At 73.0% G+C, this 20,452-nt stretch carries 20 protein-coding genes; 5 read left to right on the forward strand and 15 right to left on the reverse strand.

The window, feature by feature from the left end:
* Positions 1–95: 95 nt before the first annotated feature.
* Positions 96–371 carry a hypothetical protein gene (locus B0I32_RS46965; RefSeq protein WP_146178565.1) on the reverse strand — a complete coding sequence of 92 codons (276 nt, stop codon included), beginning with the start codon at positions 369–371 and terminating at the stop codon, positions 96–98.
* Between the two features lie 115 nt (positions 372–486).
* On the opposite strand from B0I32_RS46965, the gene B0I32_RS46970 reads away from it, so the two are divergent.
* On the forward strand, positions 487–1,467 hold the full coding sequence (locus B0I32_RS46970) for an acetylxylan esterase (protein ID WP_106250864.1): 981 nt from the start codon (positions 487–489) through the stop codon (positions 1,465–1,467).
* 200 nt (positions 1,468–1,667) lie between these two features.
* On the opposite strand, the gene B0I32_RS46975 is transcribed toward B0I32_RS46970, so the two are convergent.
* The 3 genes from B0I32_RS46975 to B0I32_RS46985 all read right to left on the reverse strand — a co-directional run bounded on the left by B0I32_RS46975 (position 1,668) and on the right by B0I32_RS46985 (position 7,331).
* Positions 1,668–1,955, reverse strand: a complete 288-nt coding sequence (locus B0I32_RS46975) for a HesB/IscA family protein (protein WP_106250866.1) — start codon at positions 1,953–1,955, stop codon at positions 1,668–1,670.
* Positions 1,956–2,126: 171 nt separating this feature from the next.
* A complete protein-coding gene (locus B0I32_RS46980) occupies positions 2,127–6,194 on the reverse strand; it encodes a hypothetical protein (RefSeq protein ID WP_106250868.1) in 4,068 nt (1,355 codons plus the stop codon).
* A gap of 183 nt (positions 6,195–6,377) precedes the next feature.
* Positions 6,378–7,331: an NAD(P)-dependent alcohol dehydrogenase gene (locus B0I32_RS46985; RefSeq protein WP_219912381.1), complete on the reverse strand. Its 954-nt coding sequence runs from the start codon at positions 7,329–7,331 to the stop codon at positions 6,378–6,380.
* 99 nt (positions 7,332–7,430) lie between these two features.
* Here B0I32_RS46985 and B0I32_RS46990 point away from each other — a divergent pair, with 99 nt between their 5' ends.
* Entirely contained in the window at positions 7,431–8,159 is a 729-nt protein-coding gene (locus B0I32_RS46990; RefSeq protein WP_106250871.1) for a TetR/AcrR family transcriptional regulator, read from the forward strand.
* A 29-nt stretch (positions 8,160–8,188) separates the two neighbouring features.
* On the opposite strand, the gene B0I32_RS46995 is transcribed toward B0I32_RS46990, so the two are convergent.
* From B0I32_RS46995 to B0I32_RS60555, 3 genes are all read right to left on the reverse strand, one after another.
* The gene (locus tag B0I32_RS46995) at positions 8,189–8,707 is read right to left on the reverse strand and encodes a type II toxin-antitoxin system Phd/YefM family antitoxin (RefSeq protein ID WP_106250872.1); all 519 of its coding nucleotides are present in this window, start codon (positions 8,705–8,707) and stop codon (positions 8,189–8,191) included.
* 86 nt (positions 8,708–8,793) lie between these two features.
* Positions 8,794–9,045 (reverse strand): aldo/keto reductase, encoded by a 252-nt coding sequence (locus tag B0I32_RS60550; protein WP_245956564.1) that lies wholly within the window; start codon positions 9,043–9,045, stop codon positions 8,794–8,796.
* A gap of 8 nt (positions 9,046–9,053) precedes the next feature.
* On the reverse strand, positions 9,054–9,191 hold the full coding sequence (locus B0I32_RS60555; RefSeq protein WP_245956565.1) for a hypothetical protein: 138 nt from the start codon (positions 9,189–9,191) through the stop codon (positions 9,054–9,056).
* 200 nt (positions 9,192–9,391) lie between these two features.
* On the opposite strand from B0I32_RS60555, the gene B0I32_RS47005 reads away from it, so the two are divergent.
* From B0I32_RS47005 to B0I32_RS47015, 3 genes are all read left to right on the forward strand, one after another.
* The gene (locus B0I32_RS47005) at positions 9,392–10,210 is read left to right on the forward strand and encodes an SDR family NAD(P)-dependent oxidoreductase (RefSeq protein WP_106250874.1); all 819 of its coding nucleotides are present in this window, start codon (positions 9,392–9,394) and stop codon (positions 10,208–10,210) included.
* 63 nt (positions 10,211–10,273) lie between these two features.
* Positions 10,274–10,816 carry a GNAT family N-acetyltransferase gene (locus B0I32_RS47010; RefSeq protein ID WP_106251059.1) on the forward strand — a complete coding sequence of 181 codons (543 nt, stop codon included), beginning with the start codon at positions 10,274–10,276 and terminating at the stop codon, positions 10,814–10,816.
* A gap of 51 nt (positions 10,817–10,867) precedes the next feature.
* The gene (locus B0I32_RS47015) at positions 10,868–11,629 is read left to right on the forward strand and encodes an SDR family NAD(P)-dependent oxidoreductase (protein ID WP_106250876.1); all 762 of its coding nucleotides are present in this window, start codon (positions 10,868–10,870) and stop codon (positions 11,627–11,629) included.
* Between the two features lie 76 nt (positions 11,630–11,705).
* Here the strand turns inward: B0I32_RS47015 and B0I32_RS47020 are convergent, their stop codons facing one another.
* From B0I32_RS47020 to B0I32_RS47055, 8 genes are read right to left on the reverse strand one after another with little or no spacing between them, the layout of a single operon-like run.
* On the reverse strand, positions 11,706–13,235 hold the full coding sequence (locus tag B0I32_RS47020; RefSeq protein ID WP_245956567.1) for an aldehyde dehydrogenase family protein: 1,530 nt from the start codon (positions 13,233–13,235) through the stop codon (positions 11,706–11,708).
* Positions 13,232–14,290 (reverse strand): P1 family peptidase, encoded by a 1,059-nt coding sequence (locus B0I32_RS47025; protein ID WP_106250878.1) that lies wholly within the window; start codon positions 14,288–14,290, stop codon positions 13,232–13,234. Before B0I32_RS47025 ends, B0I32_RS47020 begins: the two co-directional genes overlap by 4 nt.
* Positions 14,290–15,468, reverse strand: coding sequence for a M20 family metallopeptidase (locus tag B0I32_RS47030; RefSeq protein WP_106250880.1), 1,179 nt, complete (start codon positions 15,466–15,468; stop codon positions 14,290–14,292). The genes B0I32_RS47025 and B0I32_RS47030 overlap by 1 nt, the downstream gene beginning before the upstream one ends.
* Positions 15,465–16,277 (reverse strand): ATP-binding cassette domain-containing protein, encoded by an 813-nt coding sequence (locus B0I32_RS47035; protein WP_106250881.1) that lies wholly within the window; start codon positions 16,275–16,277, stop codon positions 15,465–15,467. The genes B0I32_RS47030 and B0I32_RS47035 overlap by 4 nt, the downstream gene beginning before the upstream one ends.
* Complete coding sequence (locus B0I32_RS47040; RefSeq protein ID WP_106250883.1) at positions 16,246–17,160, reverse strand: ABC transporter ATP-binding protein; 915 nt, start codon at positions 17,158–17,160, stop codon at positions 16,246–16,248. The genes B0I32_RS47035 and B0I32_RS47040 overlap by 32 nt, the downstream gene beginning before the upstream one ends.
* Positions 17,147–18,007: an ABC transporter permease gene (locus B0I32_RS47045; RefSeq protein WP_219912367.1), complete on the reverse strand. Its 861-nt coding sequence runs from the start codon at positions 18,005–18,007 to the stop codon at positions 17,147–17,149. The genes B0I32_RS47040 and B0I32_RS47045 overlap by 14 nt, the downstream gene beginning before the upstream one ends.
* Positions 18,004–18,942 (reverse strand): ABC transporter permease, encoded by a 939-nt coding sequence (locus B0I32_RS47050; RefSeq protein ID WP_106250886.1) that lies wholly within the window; start codon positions 18,940–18,942, stop codon positions 18,004–18,006. Before B0I32_RS47050 ends, B0I32_RS47045 begins: the two co-directional genes overlap by 4 nt.
* The gene (locus B0I32_RS47055; RefSeq protein ID WP_106250887.1) at positions 18,939–20,438 is read right to left on the reverse strand and encodes an ABC transporter substrate-binding protein; all 1,500 of its coding nucleotides are present in this window, start codon (positions 20,436–20,438) and stop codon (positions 18,939–18,941) included. The genes B0I32_RS47050 and B0I32_RS47055 overlap by 4 nt, the downstream gene beginning before the upstream one ends.
* Positions 20,439–20,452: the final 14 nt, after the last annotated feature.

Below are 20,452 nucleotides of genomic sequence, written 5' to 3' on the forward strand. Positions count from 1 at the left end.
GGTCGGGGGTCGGGGGGCGGGGGGCGGGAGCCGGAAGTCAGGGGCGGGAGCCGGAAGTCAGGGGCGGGAGCCGGAAGTCAGGGAGGGTTCGGGGGTTAGGGGAGGGAGCGGCCGAGGCGGAGGCGGACGCGGTTGCCTCGTTGGACGGTTTCGCGTACGGTCCACACCCGCTCGTCGATCACCGTCCCCTTGGCCGTCATGTAGCCGCCCATCCGCAGCACCGGCCGCCCCGTGGAGTCGCGCAGCAGCTGGGCCCGGGACTCCGAGTCGTCGCCGAACAGCACCAGGAAGTCGGCGGCGTCCGCCGGGGCGTCGAGGATCAGGCCGGGATACAGGTGGGAGTACGCCACCTCGATCACATGGTCAGTCACGCGGCGACGTCTACCCAGATATCACGCTTTCAGCGGAAGCGGATGGCGGGATAGCGCTTTCCGGCGCTATGGGATGAAATGGCAGCATCCCTATCTACAAGGCTGGAGTACCACCGTGCCACTGTTCGACCTGCCCCTCGACCAGCTCCGCAGCTACCTGCCCGACCGCGACGAGCCCGCCGACTTCGACGCGTTCTGGTCCGCCACCCTGGCCGAGGCCAGGGAGTTCGACCTGGCCGCCGAGTACGTCCCCTATGACCTGCCGTTCACCGGCGTGGACGTGTACGACGTGTCGTTCGCCGGTTGGGGCGGTCACCGGATCAACGGCTGGTTCCTGCTGCCGCGCGGCGCGGAGGGGCCGGTTCCGTGCGTGATGCACTACATCGGCTACAGCGGCGGGCGCGGTTTCCCGAAGGACCATCTGATGTGGCCCGCGGCGGGGTACGCGGTGTTCGTCATGGAGACCCGCGGCCACGGCGGCGCGAACGTCGGCAGCCCCGGAGCCACCGGCGACCCCCACGGCAGCGCCGGGCCGCAGGCCCCCGGCATGATGACCCGCGGCATCCTGGATCCGGCCGACTACTACTACCGTCGCGTGTTCACCGACGCCGTCAGGGCCGTGGACGCGGCGGCGGAGCATCCGGCCGTGGACGCCTCCCGCATCGTGACGTCGGGCGGCAGCCAGGGCGGGGCCATCTCGCAGGCGGCGGCCGCGCTGCACCCGGGCGTCAAGGCGGCGCTGATCGACGTGCCGTTCCTGTCGCACTTCCGGCGGGCGGTCGAGATCACGGGGCGCGACCCGTACCAGGAGCTGGTCCGTTATCTGTCCACCCGGCGCGACACCGCCGACCAGGTGTTCCGCACGCTGAGCTACTTCGACGGGGTCAACTTCGCCGCCCGCGGCACCGTGCCCGCGTTGTACTCGGTCGCGCTGATGGACGACATCTGCCCGCCGTCCACGGTGTTCGCCGCCTACAACCACTGGCAGGGGCCCAAGGAGATCACGGTGTGGCCGTGGAACAACCACGAGGGCGGTGGCGGCTACCAGTCGGAGGAGCAGGTGCGTTATCTGCACAAGCTGCTGTCCGGCGGATGAGCCGGCCGGCTCCCCCGCTCGACCTCCTGGCCGGCGCTGAGCAGGGTCTCCGCCAGACTTCTGCCCGGCGGTTGAGCGGAGTCCCCACCAGGCTTCTGCCCGGCGGCTGAGCGGAGTCTCCGCCAGGCTTCTGCCCGGCGGCTGAGCGGAGTCCCCGCCGTGCCACAGCCCCCGTGGGCCGCGGCACGGCGGGAGCCGCGTCAGGCGGTCTGCTCGGTCACCAGGAAGGAGACGCTCCCCTGGTCGTCGGCTCCCGCGTCGAGGGCCTTGTCGTCCAGTACGGTCGCCGCCACAGGGTCGAGGTAGACCCGCGCGCCTCCCGTCTCGACCACCGCGTCGGCCGGTTCCGGGGCGGTGGCCAGGGTCAGGGTGAGCGAACTCGCGCCCTCTCCCTGCGACGAGATGCGGATCCCGCTCTGAGAGGGCTCGGGCGCGGTCGCGGTCAAGTCACGGATCGCCTGGGCGGCGTTTTCGGTCAGGGTGAGCACTACGGCTCCTCCTCACGTTCGACGTTCTTGAAGTTGCCTGCCCTTCCCTCGACCCGGCGCCCTAACCCTTCTTGACTGAATTCTTTTCCAACTGTTCCGTGTCGCGGCGCAGCACGATGCCGCGGTCCCGTCTCACGGGACCGCGGCACATGCGGAAGAGGACTGTGCGAGCTACCGGGCGTCGGACCTGCTGCCGGTCTTGGAGTCGGCGCCGGGGCCGCAGGAGCCGGCCTTGGTGCCCGCCACCTTCCACTCCGACCCCGGGAACGGGCTCATGAAGTGCGTCAGCAGGTCCACCGCGTAGTCGGGCACCTGCCCGCCCGGATCCAGCAGGGAGACCATCTGGGGCCCGTCAGCGCCGCGCAGCGTGATCGTGTTGCCGCCGGTGCCGGCCGCGAAGCCGGGTTTGGCGTCCACGGTCACGCAGGCCAGGCTGATCCCGGCCGCCTTGATCTCCTGCTTGGCCCCGATCCTGCGCATGCGCTGGTCGTAGCGGCGCAGGGCGAGAGAGGTGGCGGGGCCGATCCGGACGGCTTCGCGGAAGACGTCGTCGCCGACCTCCCTGCTCAGCTTGACGTCGAGTTCGACGTCGGGCCGCAGGTTGACGCCCTTGGCGGAGATCTTGACGGTGCCGTAGTTCCCCTCGAAGCCGGGGGCGAGGTAGCCGACGGCCGCGGGCGCCTTCACGCCGAAGGGCACCTTGCCCGGTCTGATCCGCAGCCATGACACGCGCCTGATGCTCACCGCGACGTCCTCGATCGAGCTCTTGGCGAGCCCGAACCGCCCGCCGACGTGGTAGGTGAGGAAGCCCTTGGTGTACGGGACCTCCTTGCTCACCGCGATGCCCTGCGGGGCGACCGGGTCCATGGTGAGCCCGGCGCGCAGCGTGATGCGGCCCGTGGGGACGGGCCTGGAGACCAGGTCGAGGGTGTGGTCGGGGTTGAGCCTGACCGTGGTGTCGGCGGCCAGGTCCTTTACCGCGAACGCCACGTCGCCCAGCCGCCCCGACGGGTCCACCAGACCGCCCTCGACGCCGAAGTAGCCGTCGAGCGTGCTGGCGCCGCCCTCCGCCTTGTACGTGACGGCCGGCACCTTCAGAGCGGCGGACGAGGCGTCGGCGTCCACGCCGAAGACGGCGGGCACGTCGCCGAAGCGCAGTTCGCCGGTGCCCTTGCCGGGCAGGGTGACCTTGGCGGTGAGGTGCTTGACGGGGGCGGAGTTGCTGACGCGGATGCGGGTCTTGGCCCCGTAGGCGCCTTGGAGTGCCACCTGCGCGGGCACCGGGTCGACGGCGACGTGGCCGCGCAACCCGGCCGCCTCGGCGTGCAGGTCGAGGGAGCCGAGCGTGGCGGGCGGCTCGATCCGGTACGCGGCCTGCACGGTGTTGCCCTGCCCCACCCCGAACGGCCCGATCGCCATCGAGGTGATCTCGGCCGGCAGCCCGGTCAGGGTGGCCCTGGCCTTGATCGGCACGGGCGACAGGACGCTGCTGGACAGGTAGACGCCGAGGTCGGGCCGCTTGGGCCGGAATCCGGAGAACGCCAGCGTGCGGCCGGTGAGGTCCACCGTGACCTGGTCGGGCAGGCCGGTCACGTCCACGTACCCCTGCAGGCCGAAGCAGCCGCGCTGGGCCAGGCAGAAGGGGCCCTGCGCGCAGCCGGGCGATCCGGCGGCGCAGCCGCCGTCCACCAGCGACACGCCGCCGGGCACGGCGGGCGCGGCCTGCATGCGGGCGAGCGCGGCCTTCTTGCCGAGCCAGGCGCGGGCGCGGACGTCCAGGCGCGAGCCCGCGTAGGAGAGCTTGCCGTCGGCCGAGGTGACGGACAGGCGTCCGGGTACGGGGCCGACCGTGCCGAGCAGGCCGAAGCGGTCGTCGCCCCGGACGACGTCGGCGTCCACGGCGATGATCTGCTTGGCCGAGCGGAAGTCGGCGCTGAACCCCTGCGCGGCCGGGCTGAACTCGACGTGCGAGAGCCCGTTGACCAGGACGCTGGCGTCGAGGTCGCCCGTGCCCTGGTCGTAGTGGGCCGCCAGGTGCGGCCCGGTCGGCGACTTGGCGCCGTCGTGGTTGGTGAACGCCAGTTCGGCCGTCTTGACCGGCCCCGACAGGCCGCGGAAGCGGTAGCCGGCCGGGTCCCAGGAGGCGTCGAACCTGGCGGGCACGCCGGTGACCTCGGCGGCGGCCCTGGCGTACCGGTCGCCCAGCTTGACCCGGGCCAGCGCCGACACCTTGGCGACGGGGGCGTCGGAGGTCCAGGTCAGCGTCCTGGCCTTGGTGTCGGCGACGAGTTCGGCGCGCTTGCGCACGCCTTCGACGGTGGCGGTCAGGTCCTCGCCGCCCACCCGCGTCACGTGCGCTTTATTGGCATAAATCGCCATCTCGGCGAGCTTCGCGGACGTGCTGACCTTGACCGTCGCACGCTCGCCCAGCTCCCACGACGCCTTCACGTCGTCGCGCACGCCGAGCAGGGTGCCGTCGATGGTGGGACCAGACTTGAGGTTCGTGTACGTGGCCCGCACCCGCTTGATCGTGCCGCTGGCCTGGTAGGCGGCCTTCCTGGCGGACGGGTCGAGTGTCACGTCCACCTCCCCGGGCGTGTTGCTGATCTCCAGGCCGGCCACGTGGGTGCGGTCGATGACGGCCGCGCCGACGAACGAGCGCCCGCTGGAGTCCGTCTTCAGATGGGCGTGCGGCGCGGCCCCGTACGTGACGTCGAACCCGGACAGTCCCGACACCAGCCCCGACACGCCGATGGCGGAGCCGTCCTTGATCATGGTGACGTGGCCGCCGCGCGGGGTGGCGACGGCACCCCCGTTGCGCTGCAGCACGGCGGCGAACCTGCCGATGGGCGAGCTGGACGACTGGGTGATCTGGTGCCGCTCGGGGTCGTTGACCAGGCTCACCCTGGCGGGCAGCTCGCTCAGCTCCGCCTTGAGCACGGTCTTGGCGGCGGCCCGGTCGTAGAAGAGCATGCTCGCCGCGCCGGCGCCCGCGCGACCCGCGCCCGCCGCGACGGCCAGGCTCTGCTTGCCGCCTCCGGCGACGTACTTCGCGGTGAAGGTGCGCGGGAGGCGCTCGAGCTCGGCCCGCATCACCCGGTTCAGCTGGCCGTCGCGGTAGTCGAGGTCGTCGACCCGGGCGTGGGCGATGGCGGTCGGGCTGGCGAAGCGGACCTCGCCGTGCGCCAGGCGCACTTTCGCGCTGGTGCCCATGCGGTCGAGCACGGCGTGGGTGAGGCGGCCGCCGCGCACGGCGACCGCCTCCAGCTTGGCGGGCGCGGAGGCGGCGACGTCGAGGGCGCGCGTGTCGAGGGCGGCGTTCACGGTGAGCCGGGTGGTGGCCGGGGTCTGGCGCATGCTCACGGCGCTGCGGCCGGTCAGGCCGGCGACCATGGCCGCGGACTGTCCCGGCTCCTTGCGCTCGACGACGGCCTTGACCCGCTTGCCGGTCGAGTCCATCGTGAACGTGCCCTTGTCGGAGGCCGACAGCGAGGTGCCGCGGCGCAGGCCGTCGAATCCGACCGAGACCTTGCCGTCGTACTCGGCCCAGACCTGCGCCTTCAGGTTCTCCTCGCCGAGCCGCCTGACGGCGAACCGCAGCCCGACCGAGCCTCCGCCGGGATCTGCGGTGGGCACCAGGTCGGCGGCCAGGTCGGGCTTGCCGTCGCCGGTCACGTCGGCGGCCACCGGCAGGCCGACCGGCTGCCTGATCGAGCAGGAGACGGGCACCGTCTCGCTCTCGACGCAGAGCCGGTAGGTCAGCCCGGGCACGGCCTGCCCGAGCGGCTCGAACGACTTCGCGATCGCGGCCAGGGGTTTGCTCAGCCCCAGCGTCGCGGCCTGAGAGGTGTCCGGCAGCATGTCGCCCGGCTTCGGCGCCTGCCTGCCGAGCCCCTGCCCTTCCTGGACGGCGACGGCGGCCGCGGTGATCTCGTTGACGAGCCCCGGGCCGGCCGGCGTGGTCACCTCGGGCGTGGCGGGGCCGACCGTGCCGTTCTGGCCGGCCGCGCCGTTCGCGACGGGGCGCAGCGCGAGCGAGTTCTGCCGCGGCACGGTGACGACGGCGGGGGCCGGCTCCCGTACCGCGGGCACGGGCCGCGCCTTCTGGGCGGCCTGCGCCCGTACGGGCTGAGTATGTGCCGGTACGGGCCCGGCCTGCGCTCCGACCGGCGGCAGAGCCACGAGGGCGGCGCCGGCAATCGTCGTCGAAGCGAGCACGCGCAGGAGGGCGTGCGGCATGTAGCGTTCTCCCCCGGACCTGGTTAATTCATCCCATCAGAAACATAGGTCACGAGACGACCATACTTCCTCACTTTCCGTCAAACTGCTCTCGACATGGGACTCCAATTTTCTGCGGGAAGGGAGGTTTCGCCGCAGGTCGGGCGTTTTCGAGAAGCCTGGCCAGTCCGGAGGAGCGGTGGGTCAGGCGATGCGGACGACGATCTTCCCGCGCACTCCCCCGGCCTCCAGCGCCCGGTGCGCGCCGGCGATATCGGAGAGCGGGTATACCGCGTGCACAAGCGGACGTATTGCGTCCTTTTCCACATAACGGGTCAGATCGGCGAAGTCGCGGTGAGTGGGGTCGCCGCTGAAGAAGCGCACCCGCCGGGAGCCGAACACGGCGGAGGCCAGCACGTACGACAGCGACACCACGGGCCGGCCGAGGTCGAAGGCGATCGCCACCATGCGCCCGCCCGGCGTCAGCAGGCGGCGGAAGGGCTCCTGCGCCACACCCCTGGTGTCCAGTACGACGTCGAACGGGCCCAGATCGGCCGGGCCGGTGACCGCGTAGTCGTATGCCTCGTCCGCGCCGATCTCGCGGACGAAGTCCAGCGTCCCGGCCGAGGCCAGCGCGGTGACGTGGGCGCCGAGGTGCTTGCCCAGCTGGACCGCGACGTTCCCGACGCCGCCGGCCCCGCCGATCACCAGCAGTCGCTCGCCGGGACGCAGCCTGGCCTTGTCGCGCAGCGCCGTGACCGCGGTCGTGCCCACGGGCAGGGCCGCCGCCTCGACCAGGTCCATGCCGGCCGGGGCGAGGGAGAGCCGGCGCGGGCGTACGGCCACGTACTCGGCGGTGCTGCCGAAGGTGCGCGACAGCGCGCCCCAGACCCGGTCGCCCACGGCGGGGCCCGGCTGTTTCGAGCGCACGGCGACGACCTCGCCGGCGAAGTCGATGCCCACGAGCTTGGGGAAGCCGCGCTGCATCAGGTCCGTCAGCATCCGCAGCCGGCCCGCGCGGCCGTGCAGCTCACCGCCGTTCACGCTGGTGGCGTGCACCTTGACGAGCACTTCGCCGGGCGCGGGTGACGGCATGGGGCGCCTGCCCTCGTAAAGCACCTCAGGGGGGCCGTACCTGTCGTAGAGGGCCGCGCGCATCTCGTCCATTGTCCTTCTTATCCCCTCTGCCGGAATCGTCACCAGTGACGCTAACGCGGCAAACGGACGGGGTGCTCCACTTAGGCTAATGTGAGAAACATGCCTGGTCATCCCTCTCGGATAGAGCTCGAACGTGGCACGGATCGGGCCGAACTGCGCGCGGCCGTACACGCCGATCTGCGGGTGCCTCCGCAGGACGGGCCGGGCCCCGACCTGCGGGCCGACGCGCGGCACAACCGCGAGCGGATCCTCGGTGCGGCGCGGGAGGCGTTCGCCACGCGCGGGCTGGACGTGCCGATGGCGGCCATCGCGCGGCGCGCGGGCGTCGGCGTGGCGACGCTCTACCGGCGCTTCCCCTCACGCGAGTCGCTGGTCGTCGAGGTCTTCGCCGACCAGCTCACGGCCTGCGCGTCCACCGTGGACGACGCGCTCGCCGACCCCGACCCGTGGCGGGGCTTCACCACGGCGATCGAGAAGATCTGCGCGATGCAGCTCGCCGACCGGGGGTTCGCCACGGCGTTCATGACGGCGTTCCCCGCCGCGACCGGCTACGAGCACACGCGGGCGCACGCGGAACGGCGCTTCGCCGAGCTGGTACGGCGGGCCAAGGAGGCCGGGCGGCTGCGGGCCGACTTCGACTCGGCCGATCTGGTGCTGCTGCTCAAGGCCGTCTGCGGCGTCACCGCCGACGCCGGCGAGGCCGCGGCGGCTTCTTCGCGCAGGCTGGTGGCCTACCTGCTGCAGTCCTTCGAGGCCGGGCGCACCGCCCCCTTGCCGCCCCCGCCCCCGCTCGACCTCGGCCACCTGCACCCGGTGGCACCCCGCTGACTCCCCCACCGCTTCGCGGGACGGAGCGGTCAGTCGCCCAGCGACCGCAGGGCCTGGGCGATGCCGTCGCCGGAGCCGGCCGCGAGCACGTTGCCGTCGCGGTCGCGGGCGATGGCGGTGATCCCGTCGCGGGCGTCGCGGGCCAGGGTGATCGTGGCGTCCGCGGCCAGCAGCCGCTCGGCCACCGGCGGCCGGGCGCCGGCCGCGCCGAGCAGGCGCCTGGCCGCGACCAGCGCGACGACGGGGGTGCGGTGGCGGGTCAGCAGCACGGGCTCGTCGTGCGGCCCGACGGCCTGGCGGACCAGCTCGCCCAGCTTGGACCGGGCGGCCGACAGCGACAGCACCGGCAGTCCGCTGAGCAGCCCGGACAGGTGCGACAGCGGGACCAGCGCGGCCCACTCCCAGCGTTCGCGGGTGATGAGGACGGTCGCGCCGTTGGTGGCGGCGTCCACGAGCGAGCCCCACCGGCCGCGGGCCTCCTCCACGCCGACGGGGGCGCCGAAGCGCGCCTCCAGGTCCTCGTACGGGGGCCGATCCGAGTTGATCATCGCCCGATCGTAAGCCACCTTACAGAAATTGTGCAAGCCGCCTTACAAGCTCTGCGGGACGGTCGTACCCGGGAAGGGCCGGGCGCTCAGTGGAGGCGGTCCAGGGCGGACAGGTCGTCGGGGGTGAGCTCCAGGAAGGCCGGCCCGCGTTCCTCGCACAGCCGGAGCACCGGCTCGGACTCCCGGTCGAGCACGTTGTAGCGGTTCTGGACGGAGGCGATCTCGGTGATCTCCAGCGCCCGCTCCAGCTCATCCGCCGTGACCGCGTCCAGCCCGATGTGCCGGATCTTGCCCTCCCGCCGCAGCTCGCCTCCAATGGTGAACTCCTGATCGGTCATCGTCCCCCTCAATAGCTGTGACCGGCCGTGACCTCGGCGGAGGCGGACACCGCCCGCCGGGCCCGCCGCCCGCCCCGTTCGAGCACGAGCATGGACAGCGTGTCGACGATGGTCAGGTGGGCCAGGCGGCCGGCGACGGCCTCCATGCCGAAGACGAGGTCCTCCCCGCCGCCGGTACGCGGCGTCGGCCGCCGGCTCGGCCTCGCGCGGCGCCTGCCTGGCGGCGGCGATCTTCAGCTCCTGGTAGCCGCCGAACCCCAGCCGCCGGCACGCGCGCACGACGGTGGAGGCGGAGGTGCCGGCCGGCGGAAGGGGTAGCGTCGGACACCGGTGATGGGAGGTGGGCATGAGGCCCATGGAAGAGCGGACGATCCTCGTCACGGGCGCGACCGACGGCCTCGGCCGGGGGCTGGCCGCCGACCTCGCGGGCCGGGGCGCGACCGTTCTCGTGCACGGCCGCGACGACGAACGCGGCCGGGCCACGATGGCGGAGATCAGGGCCGGCGTCCCCGGGGCGCGGCTGCACTGGTACCGCGCGGACCTGTCCTCGCTCGACCGGGTACGTGAGCTGGCCGCCGCCGTCGCCGCCGAGCACCAAGAGCTCGACACGCTGGTCAACAACGCGGGCATCGGCACCACCGTCCCCGGCGGCGAGGCACGCCAGGAGAGCGCCGACGGGCACGAGCTGCGGTTCGCGGTCAACTATCTGGCGGGCTTCCTGCTCACCCGGCTGCTGCTGCCGGTGCTGCGGGCGGCGGCGCCGTCCAGGATCGTCAACGTCAGCAGCCTGGGCCAGGCGCCGATCGACTTCGACGACGTGATGCTGCGCGAGGGGTACAGCGGGGTGCGGGCGTACGGGCAGAGCAAGCTGGCGCAGGTGATGTTCACCGTCGACCTGGCCGAAGAGCTGGCGGGCACGGGGGTCACCGCGAACGCGCTGCATCCGGCGACGTACATGCCGACCAAGATGGTGCCCGTGCCGGCCCTGAGCGAGCTGCGCGAGGGGGTCGAGGCGACCGCGCGGCTGGTGACCGCTCCGGAGCTGGACGAGGTGTCCGGGGGCTTCTTCGACGGGACGCGGCCCGCGCGGGCGATGCGGCAGGCGTACGACCCGGCGGCGCGGGCCCGGCTGCGCGAGCTGTCGCGGGAACTCACCGGCGGCTGATCGTGGTCACCGGCGGAGGAAAAGCGTTCGAGTGTGCCCACCGCCTGGGCTAACGTGCCGCCGGTGCACGTGTATCTGGAGACCGAGCGGCTGATTCTGCGCCGTTTCACCGAGTCCGACGCCGACGACCTGTTCGCCCTCGACAACGACCCCGACGTCATGCGCTACCTCAACGGCGGCGCGCCGACGCCGCGGGAGGTGATCGACGAGCGCGTCCTGCCGCGTCTCATCGCCGGCGGGTTCTTCGCCGCCCTGGAGAAGCCGGCCGGCCGGTTCCTCGGCTGGTTCCACCTGCGGACGGTCGAGGGCCGGCCGCCCGATGAGCTCGAACTGGGCTATCGGCTGCGCAAGGAGGCCTGGGGGCGGGGGTTCGCGACCGAGGGATCGGTCGCGTTGATCGACAAGGCGTTCGCCGAGCTGGGCGCCGGGCGGGTGTTCGCCCAGACGATGGCGGTCAACCTCGGGTCGCGGCGGGTGATGGAGAAGTGCGGGCTGCGCTTCGCGCGCACGTTCCAGGTCGACTGGCCCGACCCGATCGAGGGCTCGGAGCAGGGAGAGGTGGAGTACGAGCTGCTGCGCTCCGCATGGGAGGCCGCGCGCAGCTGATCGGCGGCCCAACCTGGTGCACTGGTCGGACCAGTCGCTAGGGTGCCTCGTATGGGATATGACGCGCTGTTCCGCCTGGATGGGCGGCGGGCCGTGGTGATCGGGGCGGGAAGCGGGATCGGCAGGGAGTCGGCGCTGGCGCTGGCCGCCCACGGCGCCTCCGTGGTGTGCGCGGACCGGAACCTGGAGGCCGCCAAGGAGACCGCCGACGGCTGCGGCGGGGACGCCCGGCTGGTCGACGTGCTGGACGCCGAGGCGGTGCGCGCGCTCGCCGCGGAGCAGCCGGCCGACGTGCTCGTGTTCACGGCGGCCACGAACGTGCGCAAGCGGCTGCTCGACTACACCGGCGAGGAGTTCGACCGGGTGGTGGCGCTGAACCTGCGGGCCTCGTTCGACGTGGTACGCGCGTTCGGGGCGGGCATGGTCGAGCGGGGACGCGGATCGATCATCGGCTTCGCCTCGATCCGGGCCTCGGTCACCGAGCCGGGCCAGAGCGTCTACTCGGCCACGAAGGCCGGGCTGGTGCAGCTGCTGCGCACGGCCGCGGCCGAGTTCGGGCCGCACGGGGTCCGGGTCAACGCCATCGCGCCGGGTGTGGTGGAGACGCCGCTGACCCGGCAGATCCAGGACGATGCCGGCTGGTACGCGGCGTACTCGGCCAAGTCCCCTCTCGGCCGGTGGGCCAGGGCGGACGAGATGGCCGGCGCGGTGGTCTACCTGGCGAGCGAGGCGGCCAGCTTCGTCACCGGCTCCGTCCTGTACGTGGACGGCGGCTGGACGGCCGTGGACGGCCGCTTCGACCCACCGAACTGACCCCGGGTCCGACCGCCTCCTGGGGCGTGCCCGGCCCCTGCCCGGCCCCACCGGCCACCTTCCGGCCGGGCGGGGGTCAGGGGCGGATGATGGCCATCTTGGTGACGGTGAGTTCCTCGATGGCGAACCGGGGGCCCTCGCGGCCGATGCCCGAGTCCTTGACGCCCCCGTACGGCATGTTGTCGGCCCTGAAGCCCGGCACCTCGTTCACCACCACGCCCCCGGCGTCGATGCGTTCGATCGCCGCGAAGGCCGTGGCCAGCGAGCGGGTGAAGACGGAGGCGTGCAGGCCGTACCGTGAGCGGTTGACCGCGGCGAAGGCCGCGTCGAGGTCGGGCACCGGGCGCACGCACACGACGGGACCGAAGATCTCCTCGTCCCAGGCGGCGGCCCCGTCCGGCACGCCGGACAGGACGGTCGGCGCGATGGCCCGGCCGTCGCGGTGCCCGCCGGTCACCACCTCGGCCCCGGACCCCTCGATCCAGGCGAGGACGCGGTCGGTGGCGGCCTCGTCGATGAGCGGCGCGACGCGGGTCCCGGGCAGGCGCGGGTCGCCGGTCGTCACGCCCTTGACGCGGTCGGCCAGCAGGGACAGGAACTCCTCGCGTACGGGCTCCTCGACCAGCACCCGCTGCACCGCGATGCACGCCTGGCCCGAGGCGTAGTAGCCGCCGCGCACGACGGCGTCGGCGGCGGCCTCCAGGTCGGCGTCGGCGGCCACGATGAGGGCCGCGTTCGAGCCGAGCTCCAGCAGCACCTTGGTCGGGGCGGCGGAGCGGGCGATGGCGTGGCCGGCGGCGGCCGAGCCGGTGAAGGAGACAGCGCCGATCCGCCGGTCCTCGACGAGCGTCCGGCCGACCTCGACGTCGCCGGTGACGAGCTGGACGGCGGCCGGCGGCAGGACGCCGGACGAGCGCAGCAGGTGCACCAGCCAGAGGGTGGCCAGCGGGGTGGCCGGGGCCGGCTTGACGATCACGGGGCAGCCGGCGGCGACGGCCGGGGCGATCTTGTGCGCGGCCAGGAGGAGCGGGTAGTTGAAGCCGGTGATGCCGACGACGACGCCGACGGGCCGCCGCGTCCAGAAGCCGATCAGGCCCTCGCCGGCGGGCAACAGGTCCAGCGGGACGGTCTCGCCGTGCAGCCGGGCCACCTCCTCGGCGGCCGTGGCGAGCGTGACGAGCGTCCTGGCCACCTCGACCCGGCAGTCCACCAGCGGTTTGCCGGTTTCGAGCACCAGCAGCCGCTCGAACTCCTCCCGGCTGGCCGCGACGGCGTCGTGCGCGGCCATGAGGGCGGTGCGGCGGGCGTGCGAGGGCAGGGCGGCCATGGCGGGGGCGGCGGCGAGCGCCTCGTCGAGGGCCTGCCGCGCGTGCTCGGGCGTGCCGAGCGGGGCGGCGGCCACCGTGGAGCCGTCGTAGGGGAAGATCACGTCGGTGGTGGCGGCGGTCTCCACCCATCCCCCGCCGACGGGCAGCCCGCCGGGCCAGTTCTGTTTCATGGCGGCCTCCAAAGGCTCGTGGGTGGCGCTCTCGCGGGCGGCGTTCCCGCGGGTGGTGGTCCCGCGGGTGGTGGTCTTCTCGTCGGGGCCGGGACGGTCTGCGGTCATGGCCGTCTCCGCCGGGCGCTCGGGAACACGTCGAGGTAAGCGGGCGCGCCCTCGCGGCCGGTGGCGGCCAGGACGGCGTGCGCGACGGCCCGGCTGAACACGTCCGCCGCCACCGCCAGGACGTCCTGGAAGGCGTCGTGGCCGGGGACGGGACGCGCGCAGGTGGCCAGGCCGAAGATGGTGTCGCCGTCGGTCATGGTGTGGGCCGGCCTGATCGCCCTGGCCAGGCCGTCGTGCGCGACGGCGGCGAGCTTGCCGCACTGGGCCTTGGTGAGGGTCAGGTCGGTGGCGGCGACGCCGATCGTGGTGTTGAAGGCGGGCGCCTTCTCGGGCCGCCACGCCTGCGCCTCGCGCGCGTCGGGCGGCCGGAGATGGCCGAACTCGCCCGGCAGCCCGTACCTGACGCCGGCCAGGGTGGCGTCCCGGGGGTCCAGGACCGAGCCGGCGGGGTTGACGACGGCCAGCGCGGCCACGGTCGTGCCGTCGGGCAGGACGACGCTCGCCGTCCCCACGCCTCCGGCCAGCCCGCCCGCCACCGCCCCGGTCCCGGCCCCGACGGACCCGCTCGCCGCCGCCGACGCCGTCCCTTGGGAGAACGACGTCCCGGCATCGGGCGCGCCAGGGACACGAGAGCCGCAGGCGGCGTCGTAGGCGGCGGCGCCCAGGTCGGCATCGGGGGTGGCGCGGAAGGCGCCGCCGCGGCCCAGGTCGAAGATGACGGCGGCCGGGACGATCGGGACCGCGCCCGCCGCCACCGGATACCCCGCCCCCGCGTCCGCGAGCCGGTCCATCACCCCGCAGGCCGCCCCCAGCCCGAACGAGCTGCCGCCCGACAGCACCACCGCGTGCACCCGTTCCACCAGGTTGCGCGGGTCGAGCAGCTCGGTCTCCCGCGTCCCCGGGGCGGCCCCGCGCACGTCCACGCCCGCGACGGCCCCGTCGGAGGGCGCGAGGACGACGGTGGTGCCGGTGCGGTAGCCGCCGCCGACCCGGTGCGCGTGCCCCACCCGGAGCCCCGCGACGTCGATCAGGGAGTTCGTCGGCCCGGCCCGCATCAGTGGTCGCCGGTCAGGAAGCGGCGGGCCGCCTCGGCGAACACCCGGGTGCAGCGCACGATCTCGTCGATCTCCACGTACTCGTCCGCCTGGTGCGCGATCCACTTGCCGCCGGGCCCGTACACGACGGACGGGATGCCGCCCCAGTGCGTCAGCACGGTCCCGTCGGTCGAGCCGGGCACGCCGCCGTACACCGGCTCCTGCCCCGTCACCGTCCGGTGGGCGGCGGCCAGCGCGGCCACGACCGGGTCGGTCACGGGGACGTCCACCGGCGGCCGGTCCACCAGCACGGACACCTCGGCGGTGACTCCGTCCCCGCCGGCCAGCGCGGCCACCCGGTCGGCGATCTCCTTGTGCTCGGCGCCGGGGACGGTGCGCACGTCCACGAAGACCGAGGCGACCGCGGGAATGACGTTGACCTGCTCCTCGGTGCCGGCCCGCAGCACGGTCGGGGTCACGTACACCTCGCCGAGGTGCTCGTGCGCGGGATGGCGGGCCTGCAGTTCCTCCTGCAGCGTACGCAGCGCGACCAGCAGCGATCCGGCGGCCTGGATGGGGTTGCGGCCGTGCTGGGGCATCGCGCCGTGCGCCATCTTGCCGGTCAGGTCCACCCGCAGCCGCAGCGCGCCCTTGGCGACGGCGCAGATCTCGCCCGCCTCGGGCTCGGCCACGATGGCGCCGTCGACGCCGGCGGTCAGACCGGAGGAGACGAAGTGGTGGGCGCCGATCATCAGGCCCTCCTCGTCGGCCAGCGCGCACACCTTGATCCGCCCGGGGAACGGTCCAGCGAGCTGGAGCGCGCGGGTGGCGTAGAGGGTGGCGGCCAGGCCGGACTTCATGTCGGCGCTGCCCCGCCCCCACAGCCTGCCGTCGCGGATCTCCCCGCCGAACGGGTCCACGGTCCAGGCGGACAGGTCGCCCTCGGTCACCACGTCGGTGTGGCCCTCGAACATGAGGGTCGGGCCATCTCCGCCGCCGCCCTCGACCACGGCCACCACGTTCGGCCGGCCGGGCGCGGCCTCGTACACGACCGGTTCCCAGCCCCACTCGCGCATCTTGGCCTCGACCAGCTCGGCGGCGGGCCGCTCGCTGCGCCCGCGCGCGGGGTCGTTGGTGCTGGGCACGCGCACCAGCGCCCGGGTGAACTCCACCACTCCATCGGCATCGACGTCGATCATGCAAACCCCTCCAGAGTCGGTACGGCCGCCAGCAGCTCCCGCGTGTACGGGTGGGCGGGCTCGGCCCAGACGTCGTCCACCAGGCCCCCTTCCACGATCTCCCCCTGGCGCATGACGGACACGGTCTCGCACACGTGCCGCACCACGGACAGGTCGTGGGAGACGAACACGAGGGTGAGCCCCAGCTCGTCGACGAGGTCGGCCAGCAGGTTGAGTATCTGCCCGCGGACGGAGACGTCCAGTGCGCTGACCGGCTCGTCGGCGACCAGCACCTTCGGCCGGGGCGCGAGCGCGCGGGCGATGGCGATGCGCTGCCGCTGCCCGCCGGAGAACTGGTGCGGGTAGCGGCCGGCCGCCTCGGCGGGCAGGCCGACCGCGTCGAGCAGCTCCGCGACCCGGTCGCCGACCGGCAGGCCGAGCGCGGTCAGCGGCTCGGCGACGAGGTCGCGCACGCGCATGCGCGGGTCGAGCGAGCTCATCGGGTCCTGGAAGACGATCTGCAGGTTCTCGCGCAGGAAGCGCAGCCGCCGTTCCGGACGGCCGGTGATCTCCTGGCCGTCGAAGCGGATGGAGCCGCTGGTGGGCTGGTCGAGCGCGCACAGCAGGCGCAGCAGGGTGGACTTGCCCGACCCCGACTCGCCGACGATGCCGTGGCGTTCGCCGCGCCGCACGGTCAGGGAGACGTCGCGCAGGGCGTGGACGGCGGCGCCCGGCCTGGTCAGTGAGGTGCGGGGGCGGTGGTAGACGCGGTTCAGCCGCTCCGCTGTTATCAGGGCGTCAGTCGGCTGGGTGCCAGCATGCGAAGGCATGGCCGTCTCCTGTCAGCGCCGGAGGCGTCTCGCACTCGGGGGTGGCGTGCGGGCAGCGGTTCCTGAACACGCAGCCGCCGGGGAAGCGCCCGGCCGCGGGGACGCCGCCCTCGATGACGGGCAGGCGGGTGCCGCGCGGGGTGAGTTTCGAGGCGGCCAGCAGCCCTTGGGTGTAGCGGTGGCGGGGGCGGGTGAAGACCTCGCGGATGGGGCCGGACTCGACGACGCGGCCGCCGTACATGACCAGGACCCGCTCGCAGACGGAGGCGACGACGGCGAGGTCGTGGGTGATGAACAGCAGCGCGGGCGCGACCTCGGCGATCAGCTCCAGCATCTGTTTCTGCACGGTGACGTCGAGCGCGGTGGTGGGCTCGTCGCAGATGAGCAGCCGGGGCTCGTTGGCCAGGGCGATGGCCAGCATGACGCGCTGGCGCTGGCCGCCGGAGAGCTGGTGCGGGTACGCGCGGGCGATCTGGGCGGGTTCGGGCAGGCGGACGCGTTCGAGCAGCTCGGCCGAGCGCGCCCTGGCCTCCTGGCGGGAGCGGCCGTGCAGGGTCATGACCTCGGTGACCTGGGCGCCGATCCGCATGAGCGGGTTGAGCGCGGTCATGGGCTCCTGGAAGACCATGGACAGCTCGTCGCCGCGCAGGCCCTTGATCCGGCTCTCCGGCACGCCGACCAGGTCGCGCTCGCCGAGCCTGGCCCGGCCGGCGGCGGTGACGCCTTCGGGGAGCAGGCCCATGAGCGACAGGGCGGTCAGCGACTTGCCCGACCCGGACTCGCCGATCAGGCCGACCCGCTCGCCGGGCGCGATGGCGAAGGAGACGTCGTGGACGAGGTCGGTGGCGTCCGCGCGGACGGTCAGGCCCTCAACGCTCAGCACGGATCCTCCTGAGCTTGGGGTCGAGGAAGTCGCGCAGGCCGTCGCCGAGCAGGTTGAAGCCCAGCACCGCGAGGGCAATGGCGATGCCCGGCCACAGGGCCAGGCGCGGGGTGGAGAAGAGCAGTTCCTGCGACTCCTGCAACATCCGGCCCCACGACGGGGTCGGCGGGCGGGTGCCGAAGCCGAGGAACGACAGCGCCGCCTCGGCCAGGATGGCGATCGCGAACGACACCGACGCCTGCACGATGAGCATGGAGCCGATGTTCGGCAGCACGTGGCGCAGGGCGATGGCGCCGCGGCGGCGTCCGGCGGCCCTGGCGGCCAGGATGTAGTCGGTCACCATGACCTGGAGTGTGGCGGCGCGGGCCACGCGGGCGAACGCGGGCACGGTGGCGACGCCGATGGCGATCATCGCGGTGAGCGTGCCGGCCCCGTACACGGCGCCGAGCATGACGGCCAGCAGCAGCGCGGGGAAGGCGAACACGAGATCGTTGACCCGCATGATCAGCTCGGACAGCCAGCCGCGCGGCGTCATCCCGGCGGCCATTCCGAGCGGGACGCCGAGCGCGGCGGCGATGCCGACCGCGACGACGCCGACGTAGAGGGTGGTGCGGGCGCCGACCATGAGCTGGCTGAAGGTGTCGCGGCCGAACTTGTCGGCCCCGAGCAGGTAGCCGCCGCCGGGTTCGCGCAGCTTGCCGGCGGCGTCCACGAGGGTGGGGTCGTGCGGGGTCCAGAAGAACGAGACCAGCGCCGTGAGCACGACGAGCGCGACGAGCGCGCCGCCGGCGAGCAGCCCGGCGTTCATCCGGCCGCGGTTCGCCTTCGCGGAGGTCCGGCGGCTCATCGCAGCCTCGGGTCGAGCAGGTGGTAGGTCACGTCCACCACGAAGTTGATCAGCAGTACGGCGGCCACCAGGACCATCACCACGCCTTGGACGAGCAGCAGATCACGCCCGGCGACGCCGTTGAGCAGCAGGTCGCCGAGCCCGGGGATGACGAAGACGCGCTCGACGACGACCGCGCCGATCAGCAGGGTGGCCAGTTGCAGGCCGAGCACGGTGACGACGGGGATCGAGGCGTTGCGCAGCCCGTGCCGCCACAGCGCGCCGGTGCTGCCCCGTCCCTTGGCGCGGGCGGTGCGCAGGTAGTCCTCGCGCATGACGTCGAGCACGGCGCTGCGCACGTAGCGGGTGAGCACCGCGCCCTGGACGAGCCCGAGCGACAGCCAGGGCAGCAGCAGGCTGCGCAGCCACTCACCCGGGCTCTCCGCGATCGGCACGTAGCCGCCGGACGGCAGCGCCTGGGCCTGCACCGCGAAGACGAAGACGAGCAGGATGCCGGCCAGGAAGGCCGGGATGGCGATGCCGAGCTGGCTGGCCGCGCTGATCGCCGCGCCGAGCGGGTCGCGGTGCCGTACGGCGGCGAACGTGCCCAGCGGCACCGCCAGCACCAGCGCCACCACCATGCCGCCGAGCACGAGCACGAGCGTGACGCCGAGCCGGTCGCCGATCTGCGGCCCGATGGGGGAACTGGTCACGTAGGAGGTGCCGAAGTCGCCCTGGAGCAGGCCGCCGGCCCAGTCGAGGAACTGCGCGACGGCGGGCCGGTCGGTGCCGAACTGCTTGCGCAGCTCGGCCACCGCGTCGGGGGTGGCGTTGACGCCGAGCGCGATCTCGGCGGGGTCGCCGGGCAGCACGGCCATGAACGCGAACACCGCCACCGCGGCCACGGCGGTGCTCGCGAGCAGGACGGCGAGCCTTTTGAGCAGGTAGAGGATCACTGTTTGGCGAGCGCGGTGAAGTCGAAGGACTCCGCGATGGCGTTCTTCGGCAGCCCGGTGACGCCCTTCTTCGCCACGATGAGGTTGGGGAAGAGGAAGAGCCAGTCGGCCGCGGCGTCGTCGGACAGGAGCTTGGCGGCCTGCTTGAGGTCGTCGGTCTGCTCCTGCTCGGTGCCCTCGTCGGCGGCGGCGAGGAGCTTGCCGAACTCCGGGTTGTCGTAGCGGAAGTAGTACGACTTATCGGCAAAAATCCCCATGTCGCGGGGTTCGACGTGGTTGATGATCGACAGGTCGTAGTCGCCCTTGGTGAACACCTGGTCCAGCCAGCGGGCCGGGAACTCCAGCGGCTCGATCTCGGCGTTGATCCCCACCTGCGCCAGCTGCGACTTGACGACCTGGGCGCTGTTGACCGCGTACGGGAGGTTGGGGATGCGCATCTTGACGTTGTACGTCTTGCCGCCGAGCAGCTGCTTGGCCTTGGCCGGGTCGTAGGGGTAGTCGCCGGTGCGGTCCTCGTACCAGGGGTCGGTGGGCGCCGTCATCGAGCCGATGAGCTGCCCGCGCCCGGCCCAGGCGGTGTCGAGCAGCGCCTTGTGGTCGATGGCGTGCCTGACCGCCTGGCGCACGGCCTTGTCGTCGAACGGCGGGCGGCCGTTGTTCATCGACAGCACGACCTCGCCGTTCGTGGTGCCCTCGACGGTCTCGAACCGGCCGGGGTCGGCGAACTGCTGCAGCGACTCGGGCGCCTGCACGCTGGAGATGACGTCGATGCCGCCGGTCAGCAGCGCGTTGTTCATCGCCGTGGCGTCCTTGAAGTACTTCAGCGTGATGGCGCCCAGCGGCGGTTTCGTGCCCCAGTAGGAGGGGTTGGCGGCGAGCTGGATGGAGTCGCCGCGGCGCCACGAGCTCAGCACGTAGGGGCCGGTGCCGACGGGCTTGTTGGCCAGGTCGGCCACGCCGGTGCGGCTGAACATGGCGCCGAGCCTGGTGGCCATCGAGTAGAGGAAGCCGTTGCTGGGCCGCTTGAGCGTGACGACGGCGGTCGAGTCGTCCTTCTTCTCGACCTTGTCGATGACGTCGAGCTGCGACTTGATCTTGAGCTTCCAGTCCGACTTGACCCGGTCGAGGGAGAACGTCACGTCGTCGGCGGTGAACGGCGCGCCGCCGCTGAACTTCACGTTCTCGCGCAGCGTGAACGTGTAGGTCTTGCGGTCGGGCGAGACGTCCCACTTCTCGGCGAGCAGGGGTACGATCTCGCCGTTCTGGTCGAGCTTGACCAGGCCCTCGTAGACGTTGACGAGCAGCGCCTGCGGGATGGCCGCGCCCTCGGTCGAGGTGAAGTCGAGATTCGCCGGCTCGGCCACGAATCCGACGGACAGCGACTGGGCCTTGGGGGTGCCGCCGGTGCCGGCGCTCCCGTTCCCCGATCCGCCGCCGCAGGCGGCGGTGGCCAGCAGGAGACCGCCGGCGGCGATCCAGATGCCGATTCGCCTCATGTCTTACAGCCTCC

Origin of the sequence: Nonomuraea fuscirosea (assembly GCF_003001935.1) — a bacterium.
GTDB classification, from domain to species: Bacteria; Actinomycetota; Actinomycetes; order Streptosporangiales; family Streptosporangiaceae; genus Nonomuraea; species Nonomuraea fuscirosea.

Coding starts and splice junctions, on each gene's coding strand:
- B0I32_RS46980 (WP_106250868.1), bottom strand. CDS start 6,194: ATGCCGCACGCCCTCCTGCGCGTGCTCGCTTCGACGACGATTGCCGGC.
- B0I32_RS46985 (WP_219912381.1), bottom strand. CDS start 7,331: ATGCGCGCGGCCCTCTACGACAGGTACGGCCCCCCTGAGGTGCTTTAC.
- B0I32_RS46990 (WP_106250871.1), top strand. CDS start 7,431: ATGCCTGGTCATCCCTCTCGGATAGAGCTCGAACGTGGCACGGATCGG.
- B0I32_RS46995 (WP_106250872.1), bottom strand. CDS start 8,707: ATGATCAACTCGGATCGGCCCCCGTACGAGGACCTGGAGGCGCGCTTC.
- B0I32_RS60550 (WP_245956564.1), bottom strand. CDS start 9,045: ATGACCGATCAGGAGTTCACCATTGGAGGCGAGCTGCGGCGGGAGGGC.
- B0I32_RS60555 (WP_245956565.1), bottom strand. CDS start 9,191: ATGGAGGCCGTCGCCGGCCGCCTGGCCCACCTGACCATCGTCGACACG.
- B0I32_RS47005 (WP_106250874.1), top strand. CDS start 9,392: ATGAGGCCCATGGAAGAGCGGACGATCCTCGTCACGGGCGCGACCGAC.
- B0I32_RS47015 (WP_106250876.1), top strand. CDS start 10,868: ATGGGATATGACGCGCTGTTCCGCCTGGATGGGCGGCGGGCCGTGGTG.
- B0I32_RS47020 (WP_245956567.1), bottom strand. CDS start 13,235: ATGACCGCAGACCGTCCCGGCCCCGACGAGAAGACCACCACCCGCGGG.
- B0I32_RS47025 (WP_106250878.1), bottom strand. CDS start 14,290: ATGCGGGCCGGGCCGACGAACTCCCTGATCGACGTCGCGGGGCTCCGG.
- B0I32_RS47030 (WP_106250880.1), bottom strand. CDS start 15,468: ATGATCGACGTCGATGCCGATGGAGTGGTGGAGTTCACCCGGGCGCTG.
- B0I32_RS47035 (WP_106250881.1), bottom strand. CDS start 16,277: ATGCCTTCGCATGCTGGCACCCAGCCGACTGACGCCCTGATAACAGCG.
- B0I32_RS47045 (WP_219912367.1), bottom strand. CDS start 18,007: ATGAGCCGCCGGACCTCCGCGAAGGCGAACCGCGGCCGGATGAACGCC.
- B0I32_RS47055 (WP_106250887.1), bottom strand. CDS start 20,438: ATGAGGCGAATCGGCATCTGGATCGCCGCCGGCGGTCTCCTGCTGGCC.